At 36.8% G+C, this 12,880-nt stretch carries 14 protein-coding genes; 11 read left to right on the top strand and 3 right to left on the bottom strand.

Features of this window, described 5'->3' with window-relative positions; genetic code table 11:
* Nucleotides 1-6 precede the first annotated feature (6 nt).
* Both ftsY and gshAB read left to right on the top strand, forming a co-directional pair.
* Nucleotides 7-1,008 carry a signal recognition particle-docking protein FtsY gene (ftsY, locus tag AB3I20_RS08220; protein WP_067483481.1) on the top strand — a complete coding sequence of 334 codons (1,002 nt, stop codon included), beginning with the start codon at nucleotides 7-9 and terminating at the stop codon, nucleotides 1,006-1,008.
* Between the two features lie 182 nt (nucleotides 1,009-1,190).
* Nucleotides 1,191-3,488: a bifunctional glutamate--cysteine ligase GshA/glutathione synthetase GshB gene (gshAB, locus tag AB3I20_RS08225; RefSeq protein ID WP_368027157.1), complete on the top strand. Its 2,298-nt coding sequence runs from the start codon at nucleotides 1,191-1,193 to the stop codon at nucleotides 3,486-3,488.
* A gap of 68 nt (nucleotides 3,489-3,556) precedes the next feature.
* On the opposite strand, the gene AB3I20_RS08230 is transcribed toward gshAB, so the two are convergent.
* Nucleotides 3,557-4,003 (bottom strand): YueI family protein, encoded by a 447-nt coding sequence (locus AB3I20_RS08230; protein ID WP_067483477.1) that lies wholly within the window; start codon nucleotides 4,001-4,003, stop codon nucleotides 3,557-3,559.
* Between the two features lie 147 nt (nucleotides 4,004-4,150).
* Here AB3I20_RS08230 and AB3I20_RS08235 point away from each other — a divergent pair, with 147 nt between their 5' ends.
* The 4 genes from AB3I20_RS08235 to AB3I20_RS08250 are packed head-to-tail and all read left to right on the top strand — an operon-like array spanning nucleotide 4,151 to nucleotide 7,778.
* Nucleotides 4,151-5,098 (top strand): ABC transporter permease, encoded by a 948-nt coding sequence (locus AB3I20_RS08235; RefSeq protein ID WP_368027158.1) that lies wholly within the window; start codon nucleotides 4,151-4,153, stop codon nucleotides 5,096-5,098.
* Nucleotides 5,095-6,054, top strand: a complete 960-nt coding sequence (locus AB3I20_RS08240) for an iron chelate uptake ABC transporter family permease subunit (protein ID WP_071868750.1) — start codon at nucleotides 5,095-5,097, stop codon at nucleotides 6,052-6,054. The genes AB3I20_RS08235 and AB3I20_RS08240 overlap by 4 nt, the downstream gene beginning before the upstream one ends.
* Nucleotides 6,051-6,806 carry an ABC transporter ATP-binding protein gene (locus tag AB3I20_RS08245; protein WP_067483471.1) on the top strand — a complete coding sequence of 252 codons (756 nt, stop codon included), beginning with the start codon at nucleotides 6,051-6,053 and terminating at the stop codon, nucleotides 6,804-6,806. The genes AB3I20_RS08240 and AB3I20_RS08245 overlap by 4 nt, the downstream gene beginning before the upstream one ends.
* A gap of 24 nt (nucleotides 6,807-6,830) precedes the next feature.
* Entirely contained in the window at nucleotides 6,831-7,778 is a 948-nt protein-coding gene (locus AB3I20_RS08250) for a siderophore ABC transporter substrate-binding protein (RefSeq protein WP_075491306.1), read from the top strand.
* Nucleotides 7,779-8,015: 237 nt separating this feature from the next.
* Here the strand turns inward: AB3I20_RS08250 and AB3I20_RS08255 are convergent, their stop codons facing one another.
* Entirely contained in the window at nucleotides 8,016-8,312 is a 297-nt protein-coding gene (locus AB3I20_RS08255; protein WP_067483467.1) for a hypothetical protein, read from the bottom strand.
* Between the two features lie 231 nt (nucleotides 8,313-8,543).
* Here AB3I20_RS08255 and AB3I20_RS08260 point away from each other — a divergent pair, with 231 nt between their 5' ends.
* From AB3I20_RS08260 to AB3I20_RS08270, 3 genes are read left to right on the top strand one after another with little or no spacing between them, the layout of a single operon-like run.
* Complete coding sequence (locus tag AB3I20_RS08260) at nucleotides 8,544-9,113, top strand: GNAT family N-acetyltransferase (protein ID WP_067483700.1); 570 nt, start codon at nucleotides 8,544-8,546, stop codon at nucleotides 9,111-9,113.
* A 17-nt stretch (nucleotides 9,114-9,130) separates the two neighbouring features.
* Nucleotides 9,131-9,487 carry an iron-sulfur cluster biosynthesis family protein gene (locus AB3I20_RS08265; RefSeq protein ID WP_071868748.1) on the top strand — a complete coding sequence of 119 codons (357 nt, stop codon included), beginning with the start codon at nucleotides 9,131-9,133 and terminating at the stop codon, nucleotides 9,485-9,487.
* Between the two features lie 28 nt (nucleotides 9,488-9,515).
* Entirely contained in the window at nucleotides 9,516-10,415 is a 900-nt protein-coding gene (locus tag AB3I20_RS08270) for a metallophosphoesterase (RefSeq protein WP_368027159.1), read from the top strand.
* Nucleotides 10,416-10,699: 284 nt separating this feature from the next.
* Here AB3I20_RS08270 and AB3I20_RS08275 read toward each other — a convergent pair whose 3' ends face one another.
* A complete protein-coding gene (locus AB3I20_RS08275) occupies nucleotides 10,700-11,434 on the bottom strand; it encodes an MIP/aquaporin family protein (protein WP_067483461.1) in 735 nt (244 codons plus the stop codon).
* 317 nt (nucleotides 11,435-11,751) lie between these two features.
* Here AB3I20_RS08275 and AB3I20_RS08280 point away from each other — a divergent pair, with 317 nt between their 5' ends.
* Both AB3I20_RS08280 and AB3I20_RS08285 read left to right on the top strand, forming a co-directional pair.
* Nucleotides 11,752-12,153 (top strand): CidA/LrgA family protein, encoded by a 402-nt coding sequence (locus tag AB3I20_RS08280; RefSeq protein WP_067483459.1) that lies wholly within the window; start codon nucleotides 11,752-11,754, stop codon nucleotides 12,151-12,153.
* The gene (locus tag AB3I20_RS08285) at nucleotides 12,146-12,847 is read left to right on the top strand and encodes an LrgB family protein (protein WP_095803346.1); all 702 of its coding nucleotides are present in this window, start codon (nucleotides 12,146-12,148) and stop codon (nucleotides 12,845-12,847) included. Before AB3I20_RS08280 ends, AB3I20_RS08285 begins: the two co-directional genes overlap by 8 nt.
* Nucleotides 12,848-12,880 lie beyond the last annotated feature (33 nt).

The raw sequence follows: 12,880 nt of genomic DNA on the forward strand, positions 1-12,880 counted from the left end.
AATCAAATGGGATTTTTTGACAAAATCAAGCGAGCGTTTACTGGTGAAGAGCAACCAGAAGAAGTCGTTGAAGTCCAAGAAAAGTATGACAAAGGATTAGAAAAAACGAGAAAAACTTTTGGCGAGCGAATGAATGAATTGTTTGCTAATTTCCGAACAGTTGATGAAGATTTCTTTGAAGAATTAGAAGAAACATTGATTGGCGCGGACGTTGGTTTTGAAACAGCAATTCAAATTACAGAGTCTTTACGTCAAGAAGTGAAGTTACGTAATGCGAAGAAACCAGCAGAAGTTCAAAATGCCATCATTGAAAAACTGGTTGATTTGTACGAACAAGAAGGTCTTAATGAAGTGAATGAGTTGAATATCCAACCAGAAGGACTGACGGTAATGCTTTTTGTTGGTGTGAATGGTGTGGGTAAAACGACAAGCATTGGGAAACTTGCACATCAATACAAAAATGAAGGCAAAAAAGTTTTGATGGCAGCAGCTGATACATTCCGTGCGGGAGCGATTGACCAATTAGTAGTCTGGGGTGAACGCGCTGGTGTGGAAGTCGTTCACGGAAATGCTGGTGGCGATCCAGCAGCAGTTGTTTATGATGCATTGGAACGTGCCAAAGCAGAAGAAGCAGATGTTTTACTTGTTGATACAGCTGGACGCTTGCAAAACAAAGTAAATTTGATGAAAGAGTTAGAAAAAATCAAACGTGTGATTCAACGTGAACTACCAGATGCACCACATGAAACATTATTGGTATTAGATGCAACAACAGGGCAAAATGCAATGGTTCAAGCAAAACAATTTAAAGAAACAACAGATGTAACTGGGCTAGTTTTGACTAAATTAGATGGAACTGCTAAAGGTGGAATTGTGTTAGCTATCAGAAATGAATTGCATTTACCAGTAAAATTAGTTGGATTAGGTGAAGGAATAGATGATCTAGAACCGTTTGATCCAAATGATTTTGTTGTTGGATTGTTTAAAGGATTACTGAAAGAAGAATAATCAATTAACTTATGAACAAATCATGGGAACATGACGTTTTAAATGTAAGAAGTATGCCGGAAAAAGACTGGTATACTTCTTTTTTTGTGCAGTTTTTCATAATCTCCTCATTTTAAGGCAAGATCGTTCTTTTTCTGATTGTTTTTTACTATAATGTCAATGTATGAAGTGGAGGACATGTAATGATGAACTTTAAAAAATTATTAGAACATTCAAGTGCGATACCGTTTATCGATCAAGCTCGATTTGGAATTGAACGTGAAGGACAACGGGTAACACATGACGGAAAGTTAGCAAGAACAGATCATCCAGCTATTTTTGGTGATCGCACGTATCATCCATATATTCAAACTGATTTTAGTGAGACTCAAGTGGAAATGATTACACCAGTAACAGATTCCATTGATGAACTTTTTCAATATTTAGATGCAATTTATGATGTGACTTCTCGGTCAATGTCAGATGAGGAAATGATTTGGCCACTAAGTATGCCACCTGCTTTGCCACAAAAAGATGAGGAAATCATGATTGCCAAACTAGCAACGTTTGAAGATGTTTTGTATCGTCGCTATTTAGCAAAAGAATATGGTAAACGAAAACAAATGGTCAGTGGCATTCATTTTAATTTTGAATTTGGTGAGGAATTAATTCGTTCTCTGTTTGTTCAGCAAACAGAGATTCAAGAGTTTGCAGCTTTTAAAACAGAAGTGTATTTAAAAGTAGCAAGAAACTTTTTGCGCTATCGCTGGTTGATTACGTATTTATATGGAGCTTCTCCATTAAGCGAGGCAAATTATTTCGTTGATGAACTACATCCTCATGAACCTGTTCGTAGTATTCGAAATAGTGAATATGGCTACACTAATCATTCAAATGTAAAAGTTTCTTATGCCTCAATGGAGCAGTACTTAGCAGATATTGAACAAATGATTGAAGAAGGCAAGTTATCTGAAGAAAAAGAATTCTATGCACCTGTACGTTTCCGTGGAGGTAAAAGAGTTGCGGACGTTGCAAAGATGGGTGTACGTTATATCGAGTTGCGGAATATTGATTTGAACCCGTATCATCATTTAGGAATTAGTAAAGAACAAGTCCAGTTTTTACAATTATTTTTAGTATTTATGCTCTGGGCACCCGAAGGATCATCTGTCGACGAGTGGGTGGAAGAAGGAACGCTTTACAACAATCGAGTTGCTTTGGAAGGACCATTGGATCAAACCGCGATGTACGAAGAAGGTCTAATGCTCTTTACACAAATGAAAGAGATGGTTCAAGCTTTGCAACATGAAGAATTGTTACCTACAATTGACAAATTAGCTGAACGTTTAAATAACCCTTCTCAGACGATTGCTGCCCAATTATACACAGAAGCACAAAGTGATAGCCAAAAAGCTGTTGCAGTTGCCTTAGGCAGAAAATACGATGCTGAAAGCCATGAGCGACCATATCAATTGGCGGGCTTTCGTGAGATGGAACTATCCACACAAATTTTCTTATTTGATGCAATTCAAAAAGGAATTCAAGTGAAAGTGATTGACGAAGCAGATCAGTTTTTACGTTTGCAATTTGAAAATCATGTCGAATACGTTAAAAATGCGAATATGACAAGTAAAGATAGTTACATTGTGCCTTTGATTATGGAAAATAAAACGGTGACCAAAAAAATTCTAGCAGAAGCAGGTTTCCGTGTTCCTTCTGGTGCGGAGTTTACTTCGATGGCTGAAGCAAAACGTGCCTATTCTCGTTTTGCAAAGGAAGCATTTGTCATTAAACCAAAGTCAACGAATTACGGATTAGGTATCACAATTTTTAAAGAGGGCGCGAGTGAAGAAGATTATCACAAAGGGTTAGAAATTGCTTTTCGGGAAGATACCTCCGTTTTAGTAGAGGAATTTTTACCTGGAACAGAATATCGTTTTTTTGTGATTGATGGACAAGTTCAAGCAATTTTACTTCGGATACCTGCAAACGTTATTGGCAACGGCGAGCAAACTGTGACGGAATTAGTTGCTCAAAAAAATCAAGATCCTTTACGTGGGACAAATCATCGCGCACCATTAGAATTAATTCAGTTGGGTGATCTTGAACAATTGATGTTGAAAGAACAAGGATTAACAATTGATTCTATTCCTGCGAAAGATCAAATCGTTTATTTACGTGAAAATTCCAATATCAGTACTGGTGGAGATTCAATTGATGTAACAGCTGAGTTTTCTGATGCGTACAAAGAAATTGCAGTCGCAGCCGTTACGGCGTTGGGGGCAAAAGTCAGCGGAATCGATTTGATTATTCCAGACAAAGAAATTGATCCGTCAACAGATGAGAAGGCTTATGGTATCATCGAAGCCAATTTTAATCCTGCAATGCACATGCATGTCTATCCATTTTCTGGGACAGGACGACGATTAACTTTAGCGGTGTTGAAACTTTTGTATCCGGAAGTCTGGGCGTTGAACCATTGGAACGAGGAAGAAAAATAAGTTGATTTAAATAAAGTAAAAAGCTCGTGTAAAATTCGTTAATGAATTTACACGAGCTTTTTGCTTTATTAGTGGAATAATTTGTCCCAAAGACTTTTTTTCGGTTTTTCTGATTGTTCAGGTTCTTGAACTTTTGGATATTTTTTTTCAATATCAATGACGGGCTCATTGACCGCTTCTTTAGCAGCTAAAATCAGACCAAGACTATCGTCATCATTTTTAACAAAATCATTGATAACTGTGAAACGAACTTTTTGTTTTGTTGCCAATTGGATATAGCGTGCTTGAAGGTCTTCAGGCATACTGCCATTTAATAAAATTTGTTCATCTGGGTATTTTTCAAGTTCCTTAGTGAAGTTTGCTTGATTCTCAGCTTTTTTCATTTCACCAATGGTCATACTGACATAGCAACGCTCACGAAAAGTTCCTAGATATTTATGTTGTTCATCTGGGTTGACCAAAGGTGTCCCGTAACGACCTTTGTCCAAGTGACTTTGCAATTCATCTTGTGGCAAAAGAAGCCCTCCTTTATAGCGATTGATACAGCGATTATAACACAAATTACTTGAAATAAGATAAATGGTAAAAAAGCGGTTGCTTTTGCTCAACTTCTCACTTAGAATAAGAATGAAAATCATTCTCAATTAGAAAAGAGGGGTTTTATGCGTTATCGCTGGTTGATTGCCAGCTTAGTGGGACTCAGTTTTCTTTCACTATTGATAGGAGTGTCATCGGTCCAATTAACAGAATTTTTTCAGGCAGATACACAAAGTGCGCAATTATTTCTTATTAGTCGTTTGCCTCGTACCATTTGTATTGTGCTAGTGGGAGCTACAAGTAGTATTTGTGGGTTGATTATGCAGCACTTGACTCAGAATAAATTTGTTTCACCAACGACTGCTGGAACAATGGACAGTGCACGCTTAGGAATTTTGATTGTAATGCTTTTTCTACCGAATGCGTCGATTGTCACACGTTCAGCAACGGCTTTTGCATTTGCTTTTTTAGGGACAGGATTGTTTCTTTATTTTGCAAGAATGATTCCACAAAAAAATCAGTTGATGCTGCCATTGATTGGTGTGATGTGGGGCAATATTATTGGTTCCATCGCAACTTTTTTTGCTTACCAATATCAGTTGGTGCAAAATATGTCTTCGTGGTTACAAGGAAATTTTTCTACCATTCTGCGTGGCAATTATGAACTGCTTTATCTAACGATTCCTTTGTTAGAAATTATTTATTATTTTGCGTATCAATTTACGATCGTTGGATTGGGTGAGTCATTTGCGGTGAATCTTGGTATGAATTATCACAAAATGCAGTTGTTAGGTGTCGGATTAGTTTCTTTAGCTAGTGCAGTCGTGTTAATTATGGTTGGAACAATGCCGTTTTTAGGCGTTATTGTTCCCAATTTAGTGGCGAGAATGTATGGGGATCAAGTCCATCAAACTTTAGGAATAACTGCATTATTTGGAAGTGTTTTTTTATTAATTTGCGATATTTTGGCTCGCGTTCTAATTTATCCTTATGAAATTCCAGTGAGTGTCATTGTTGGAATAATTGGCGGAATTATTTTCCTCTTTTTATTAGTGAAGGGGGAGAAACGATGAAAAACAATATACGCTGGCGTTTATTGTTATTAGTTGGTGTGGTGTGCTTGGTTACGATAAGTTATTTAATCATCAACACTTATGGAAACTGGTCGTTTGCTTGGGCATTAAGAAGTAAAAAAATTGGTGCTTTTTTCTTGGTTTCACTAGCAGTGAGTGGAGCAACAATTAGCTTTCAAACAATCAGTCAAAATCAATTTTTGACCCCGTCCGTTTTGGGACTAGATTCGTTGTATGTACTTGTTCAAACAATTTTATTTTTCTTGTTAGGTGGCGTGACGATGCTACAGCAAACAGGTCTTGTCTTTTTTTTGCTGACAATTAGTCTAATGGTTGGCTTGAGTTTGAGTTTATTCTATTTTTTATTAAAAAAAATGCAAGCTAGCTTATTTTTATTATTGATGACTGGGATGGTCTTAGGAACGTTGTTTGGCAGCATGAGTACGTTTTTACAAGTCATAATGGATCCTAATGAATATGATTTGTTACAAGGTCGGCTGTTCGCAAGTTTTGGGAATATTCAGAGTCAATATCTCTTGCCAGCCACTTGTTTGATTGTTGCTGGCTGGTGTCTGCTGTTTTATTTACATCGTTTTCTAGATGTTATTCACTTGGGAAGAGAAAAAGCGATGAACTTAGGTGTAGATGTTGCACGATTACAATTTCTTGTGCTGTTTGTGGTTAGCTTACTGACGGGAACAGCGACAGCGTTAGTAGGTCCTATGACCTTTTTAGGGTTTATCGTAGCAAATGTTAGTTACCGGTTATTTGCAACATATCAACACAAAGTTTTATTTGTCGGTAGTTTTTTAGTGGCAATGCTATTACTGACAGGTGGGCAGTTGCTTGTTGAACAACTTTTTGGTTGGAACACAACAATTAGTGTAGTGATTGAATTTCTGGGGGGGAGTTACTTTTTACTAAAATTAATTCGTGAAAGGAAGCAAGCAGGATGATTGATTTAGCTGGTGTGAATAAAGCTTATCAAGGAAAGTCAGTGGTAGATAATATCAACTTGACGATTCAAGAACAACAATTAACGGCTTTTATTGGACCAAATGGCGCGGGAAAATCAACTTTGCTTTCCTTGGTTAGCCGTTTAGTTCCTAAAGATACAGGTGAAATTTATTTAGATCATAATGAAGTGCGGACGTGGAAGTCAAATGAATTAGCGAAAAAATTAGCCATTTTACGTCAATCAAATGAATTGAATTTACAAATTACAGTTAGAGAATTGGTTGAATTTGGTCGGTTTCCTTATACAAAAGGACGCTTGACACAAGAAGACCATCAACTTGTGGAAGAAGCGCTCAAACATTTGGGGTTAACTAAGCTAACAGATCAATTCGTTCATACCTTATCTGGCGGACAACTTCAGCGTGCATATATTGCGATGGTCTTAGCTCAAGATACCGATTATATCTTGCTAGATGAACCGTTGAATAACTTAGATATGAATTTTGCAGTTCAAATCATGCAAATTTTAAAAAAATTGGTGACCGAGCTTGGCAAAACAGTCGTAATTGTCCTACATGATATTAATTTTGCGGCTAGTTATGCAGATGAAATCGTGGCAATGAAAGAAGGACAATTGTTTACGCAAGGAAAAACCAATGAGATTATCCAAAAAGCTGTACTCGATGAATTATATGAAATGGACATTCGAATTTGCGAAATTGAAGGTCGTAGATTCTGTCTTTATTTCTAAAAAAAAATGTTAGGAGAACAAGGAATGAAAAAATGGATGTTTAGTTTCGTGGTTGTTGCATCATTGTTAACAGCTTGTGGAACAGGGAATAAATCAGAAGAAACAACAGCAACAAAAACTGCTAGTAGTGAAGAGACAACGCTGACAGTCAAAGACAGCAATGGTGAGGTAAATGTAACCAAGAATCCTCAGAAAGTTGTTGTTTTTGACAATGGGTCACTAGATACACTTGACGCATTAGGCGTAGGCGACCATGTTGTTGGTGCTGCAACGCAAAATTTACCTGCTTATTTATCAAGTTACAAAGAAGTTGAATCTGCTGGTGGAATCAAAGAACCAGATTTAGAAAAAATCAATCAAATGAAGCCAGACCTGATTATTATTTCTGGTCGTCAAAGTGATTTTCAAGAAGAACTAAGTAAAATCGCACCGACTTTATTTTTATCAGTTGATACGGAAAAACCATGGGAATCAATTCAACAAAATGTCTTAACGCTAGGTGAAATTTTTGATAAAGAATCTGAAGCGAAGAAACAAATCAAAGAACTATCTACTGAAATCAAAAAGACAGCAGACAAAGCAAGTGACCTTGATAAAAAAGCATTAGTTGTTTTAGTTAACGAAGGCCAACTATCTGCTTATGGTTCTGGTTCACGTTTCGGATTTGTACATGATGTTTTTGGCTTCCCGCAAGCAGATAATGAAATTGAACCTTCAACACACGGTCAAAGTGTTTCATTTGAATATGTGTTAGAAAAAAATCCAGACTTATTATTTGTAATTGATCGTACCAAAGCAATTGGTGGTGATGACAGCCAAAATAATTTGGCAGAAAATGAATTGATTGCACAAACGAATGCAGGTAAAAATGGAAAAATCATTTCACTACAACCAGATGTATGGTATTTGAGCGGTGGCGGATTAGAGTCAATGAAATTGATGTTAGAGGATGTAAATCAAGCATTTGAATAAAGATGAAAGAAAAAACCAAGGCAAAACGATTATTCGTTTTGCCTTGGTTTTTTGCTATTTTCATACTCAGTCCGTAAAATCAGTTGGTAACAGGCATTCGCTATCAATCTCATAAGGACTGATTCGCGGCGGTTCATCGATTAAAAAAGTTGCGAGCCAGTGTAAGAACATCGTTCATCGCCTCCTTTAGGGTAAATCTATCATAAGTGATTCACCTTAAAGGAAGCTTAACTTACCTTACGCATAGTATTCTGCAAGTGGTTGGTATTGAACGATATTCATTTTACGATAAAAGTCGGCAGGTAAATGACTCCAGCGTTTTAATAATTGATAAAAATAACTTGCTTCAGCTTTGATTTTATATTCACTTAACGTCAAACCAAAGGACTTTTGTTGTTTCTTTGCCTGTGTTTCGTAAAATTGAAGAGCCGTTTCTTTGTCCTCATTGACAAAAAGAGTTTTGACTTCAATATATGATCCTTCAATGTTCTGAGTTTCTTCAATAAAATAAATATTTTTGATTTGCTCGCTCATAATGGTTCCTCCAAATACTTGATTTGCTTTGATAAGAAAACTATAACTAAGAGATATTAACAAACTGTGAACAAATCATTATTCTTTTTCAACTAGTTATTAAAACTTTCTTGTTTTGCTTTTCCATCTTGTTCTTTTAAGGAAGGTCTAAGGATAGTTAGGTAAATACTTGCTTCTTACAGCAAATTTCGCTACAGTAATTAGAAAACTAGAGATTGGTGCGTGTTGCAAATGGAATTAAAAGTAAACCGAAACTTGATTTTTGCTGAACATCAACAAATAGAAACAGCACGACTATGGTTGCGTCCCGTTTCAATTATGGATGCAAAAGACATGTTTGAATACGCGAATGATGAAGAGACGACTCGTTTTGTTTTTGTTCGCCATCAAACACTAGAAGAGACAAGAATTTCCATCGCCAATTATTTTATGAATGAACCGCTGGGAAAGTACGCCATCGAAGTCAAAGAAACGGGTAAGATGGTTGGCACCATTGATTTGAGAATCGAAGACGTTGCGGCAGTTGCTGAGTTAGGCTACGTACTGAACAAAAACTATTGGGGAAATGGATATATTGCAGAAGCAGCGGAAGCTTTACTTGATTTGGGCTTTACCAAGTTAGATCTCGTACGCATTTTTGCTTATCATGATGTTGAAAATCCAAACTCTGGTCGCGTAATGGAAAAACTTGGGATGAAACAAGAAGGAATGATTCCTGATGCGCGACGTTGGAAAGAAAAAGTAATTTCGGTTATATTAAGAGGCATTACAAAAAGCGAATGGGCAGCAGCTCATCAATGAATGAGAGGGGAACAAGCATGGAGTTAATAGTGACGAAGGAAGCACAAAGCTGGTTAGAAAAACATCGGGAAAAAGATGAACAAATTTTGCTGGATTTAGAAAATGGTGACGGGCCGTTTTCTGATAGTCGGATTACTTGTCAATTAGATACAGCTTTTCGTTTGATTTTTCTCAAGAAAGAGTCAACGGCTGATCTTAGTTTGTATTCGATTTTGGCAGACACACCTCTAGGGACAATTCGTATCAAGAAAAGTGCCGAGATGTATTTAGATGATCCAACAACTTTAGCTTTAGAACCAACTTATCAAAGTTTACAATTGAAAGGGCCAAGTGGTTTATTAAAAGGGAACTTACCAGTCGTTCGAAAAGCTTGAAAAATTTCAAATAAGAAGGTAACAAAAAATGGGGAAATTGGCAGTAATTAGTGATTTACACGTAGATATCAATAAATTTGGCGAGTCGCAAATGAATGATTTGTGGCAAGTGTTACAAAAAAAAGAAATCACTCGCCTGCATTTAGCCGGTGACATTGCCAATAAGGTCAATCAGGCTTTGGCAGTTGTTGATTTTTTTGCAATGAGAGGATTGCCGACGACGTTTAACTTTGGGAATCATGAACTAGCAGACGTGACGGGTGAACCAATGATGAATCATTTCCCAGATGACCATTTTTTGAATGAACGTTACCTTGCATTAAATGATCACACAGTCCTACTTGGAATGAATGGCTGGTATGATTATCAGTTTTCTGAGCTAACGGATGAGGAACAAATTTTGCGGATGAAGCGATTGTACTGGTATGACCGAATGATCGAGCGAGAAGGAACCGATTTGGAAGTCAATGAGCAAGTGCTTGTGGCAACCAAGCAACTCCTTGAAACACTTACGCAAAAAAAATTAGATGTCATATTGGCTACGCATTTTGTGCCAAAAAAAGAATTTATTGTATATCAATCTGCGCCTTATGAACGTTGGAATAAATTAAATGCTTTTTTGGGTTCTGCTTCAATGGGGCAACTTTTGGATCAATATACCAATGTAAAACAAGTTGTTTTTGGGCATACCCATCGTCGATTTGAAGACCAGGTCATTCAAGGAACGAAATATAGTTGTCGGCCATTTGGTTATTATTATGAATGGCAACTGACAAGGCAGTTTGTGCTACAAGAAAAGCTGGTAGAAAAATATAATCCAATGAAATTGCGTGGTGTTTTACGTGATCATTATCCAGCCTTTTTGGCCTATCAAAAAAAGCATTTGCAAGAAGAGTTTGAGCGAGCACTAACAATCATTGATTATTAATTGGATAACTAAAAAGGATGGGACAAGTAGTTGCTTTGTTCCATCCTTTTTAGTTATAAATATGAACAAAACTGCTACCTTCATTGAAATGTGTCAATTGTTCGCATGCTTTTTTGCAATGCTAGCTTGTTTCTAGCGCAATGATTCTGTTAAGGGTGAATGTACGCCAAGAAAGTGAAGCTAATTTGGAGAGGTGGGACTGTTTATATTGAAAAATCAACGCATTTGATTCAAAAAAAAACTCACAATGAAAAATTTCATCGTGAGTTTTTTTATAGATAAGATTAAGCCATAAATAATGCTTTGTATAAGAATACTGCAACGATCCCAGCGCAGATAGGTGCAACGACTGGTACCCAAGCATAGCTCCATTGTGATGAGCCTTTGTGTTTCAATGGTAAAATTGCATGTAACAAACGAGGACCAAGGTCACGAGCTGGATTTAATCCAGGACCAGTAGGACCACCTAGTGAAGCTACAAGTGTCCAAACAAGGAAACCAAGTGCTAAGTGAGCAGTTCCAAGATTATCTTGGAAGAAAGGTGCTTTGGTAATTCCTAAAGCGCCAAAGAATAAAACAAATGAACCAAAGAATTCGTTAACGAAACCGTTGAATTTAGAACCAACACTATTGATAGTTGAGAAAGTTCCTAACACGTGGTTTACGTCTTCTGTTTGATCGTAGTAAGGTTTGTAACAAGCAACAACGACTAACTGTCCAATGATTGCTCCAAGGAATTGTGCGCCAATATAAGGTGCAACTTCTGCCCAAGGGAATAATCCGTTCATTGCTAGAGAAATAGTAAACGCAGGATTGATGTGGTTTCCACTGATTCCACCAAATACCATTGCAGGAATCATAACCCCACAGCCGTAACCGACAGCGATCAACATCCAGTCACTACCATAACCTTTTGTACCTTTTAAATCTACATTTGCTACAGCGCCATTACCTAAAATAATCAATAAAGCTGTACCCAACATTTCCGCCGCAAGACGAGTCATTAATGAGTAATCCATATATACCTCCAAAAATTTATAAAAGTGCAAAAAAAAAGAAACATCAACACAAAAGCAGGTGCGGTGTCTCGTGCTAGTCATTCTTCGAGGTCGTAATAAGTGCAATCAATCAAAAGAAAAAATGATTTCGACCAACTTGAACAAGCTAACCCTTTTTTTAGAAAAAAAGTCCCCTACAACTCACCAACTTCACTTTTAAATATACCAAAGAAAACTTATTTATTTTTTCAAAAGATGCTTCTTAGAAACAACACGTTTTGAAACTTTCAGAAAAAGATTGTTAGTAAAATGAAAATCAGACGTAAGGAGTGTATTACATGAAATTTTTTCAAGAGTTTTTCATTATTCTTTTTTTCTCTGTCTTAGGCGAGGGAATACGAGTGTTTGCCCATCTACCAATTCCGGGAAGTATTTTAGGTATTATCTTTTTGTTTTTAGCATTTGAAATGAAATTAGTAGACCCTGAAAAAATTGGGGCAACTGGTGATTTTTTATTGAATAATCTGACCATTTTATTTGTACCTGCTGGCGTGGGATTATTGGAATATTATGATGATATTGCGACCATCTGGCCTATCTTATTGGGTGCAGTAGTTGTTTGTGCGATTGTTACGATGGTTGCTGCTGGGAAAACAGCAGAAGGTGTCGAAGCAGCAATCAACTATTTACAAGAGCGGAAAATTCAAAAAAATGAAGTGGAGGATAACCAAGTTGAGTGAGTTTCTTAAAAACCCATTGTTTGGTCTTAGCCTAACTTTAGGTGTGTATGTATTATCAGATAAATTTTTGCGGAAATACAAATTACCGATTATCAATCCTTTAGTGCTATCAATAGTTGTTATTATTTTCTTTTTACATTTTACAGGAATTAGTTATGCAGACTATAATGTCGGCGGGAATTTTTTAACGATGTTAATTACTCCTGCAACAGTTGCATTAGCGATTCCTTTATACAAGAATCTACATTTACTCAAAGAAAATTTCTTTCCGGTCATTTCAGCGATTTTGGCTGGAATTTTGGCGAATTGTTTAGTTAGTGTTGGAATTGGCTCTCTTTTTTTGTTGAAGAAGGAAATGGTCATCTCTTTATTACCAAAATCTGTGACAACAGCAATCTCCGTTGATCTTTCTCATACAATGGGTGGCGTTAACGCAGTTACTTTAGCAATTGTTGTATCAACGGGTATTTTTGGTTCATTGATTGCAACACACATCTTTCGTTTGTTTAAAATCAAAAGTCCAGTTGCACGAGGTGTCGCTTTAGGTAGTACCTCACATGCTATTGGGACTGCAAAAGCGATTGAGATTGGTGAAGTGGAAGGGATTATTTCTGGGCTTGCTATTTGTGTTAACGGGATGCTCACAGTTTTCTTACTACCGTTGATTTTCCAACCCTTTGCTAGTTGGTTTTAATGCGGGAAATGGCGTTTTGTGCTACAATAACCA

It is taken from the genome of Enterococcus sp. C50 (genome assembly GCF_040887505.1).
Lineage (GTDB): Bacteria > Bacillota > Bacilli > Lactobacillales > Enterococcaceae > Enterococcus_B > Enterococcus_B thailandicus.

What these genes read in the sequence shown, in the direction of transcription:
- ftsY (WP_067483481.1), top strand. Translation starts at nt 7, where the DNA reads ATGGGATTTTTTGACAAAATCAAGCGAGCGTTTACTGGTGAAGAGCAA.
- gshAB (WP_368027157.1), top strand. Translation starts at nt 1,191, where the DNA reads ATGATGAACTTTAAAAAATTATTAGAACATTCAAGTGCGATACCGTTT.
- AB3I20_RS08235 (WP_368027158.1), top strand. Translation starts at nt 4,151, where the DNA reads ATGCGTTATCGCTGGTTGATTGCCAGCTTAGTGGGACTCAGTTTTCTT.
- AB3I20_RS08240 (WP_071868750.1), top strand. Translation starts at nt 5,095, where the DNA reads ATGAAAAACAATATACGCTGGCGTTTATTGTTATTAGTTGGTGTGGTG.
- AB3I20_RS08245 (WP_067483471.1), top strand. Translation starts at nt 6,051, where the DNA reads ATGATTGATTTAGCTGGTGTGAATAAAGCTTATCAAGGAAAGTCAGTG.
- AB3I20_RS08250 (WP_075491306.1), top strand. Translation starts at nt 6,831, where the DNA reads ATGAAAAAATGGATGTTTAGTTTCGTGGTTGTTGCATCATTGTTAACA.
- AB3I20_RS08255 (WP_067483467.1), bottom strand. Translation starts at nt 8,312, where the DNA reads ATGAGCGAGCAAATCAAAAATATTTATTTTATTGAAGAAACTCAGAAC.
- AB3I20_RS08260 (WP_067483700.1), top strand. Translation starts at nt 8,544, where the DNA reads ATGGAATTAAAAGTAAACCGAAACTTGATTTTTGCTGAACATCAACAA.
- AB3I20_RS08265 (WP_071868748.1), top strand. Translation starts at nt 9,131, where the DNA reads ATGGAGTTAATAGTGACGAAGGAAGCACAAAGCTGGTTAGAAAAACAT.
- AB3I20_RS08270 (WP_368027159.1), top strand. Translation starts at nt 9,516, where the DNA reads ATGGGGAAATTGGCAGTAATTAGTGATTTACACGTAGATATCAATAAA.
- AB3I20_RS08275 (WP_067483461.1), bottom strand. Translation starts at nt 11,434, where the DNA reads ATGGATTACTCATTAATGACTCGTCTTGCGGCGGAAATGTTGGGTACA.
- AB3I20_RS08280 (WP_067483459.1), top strand. Translation starts at nt 11,752, where the DNA reads ATGAAATTTTTTCAAGAGTTTTTCATTATTCTTTTTTTCTCTGTCTTA.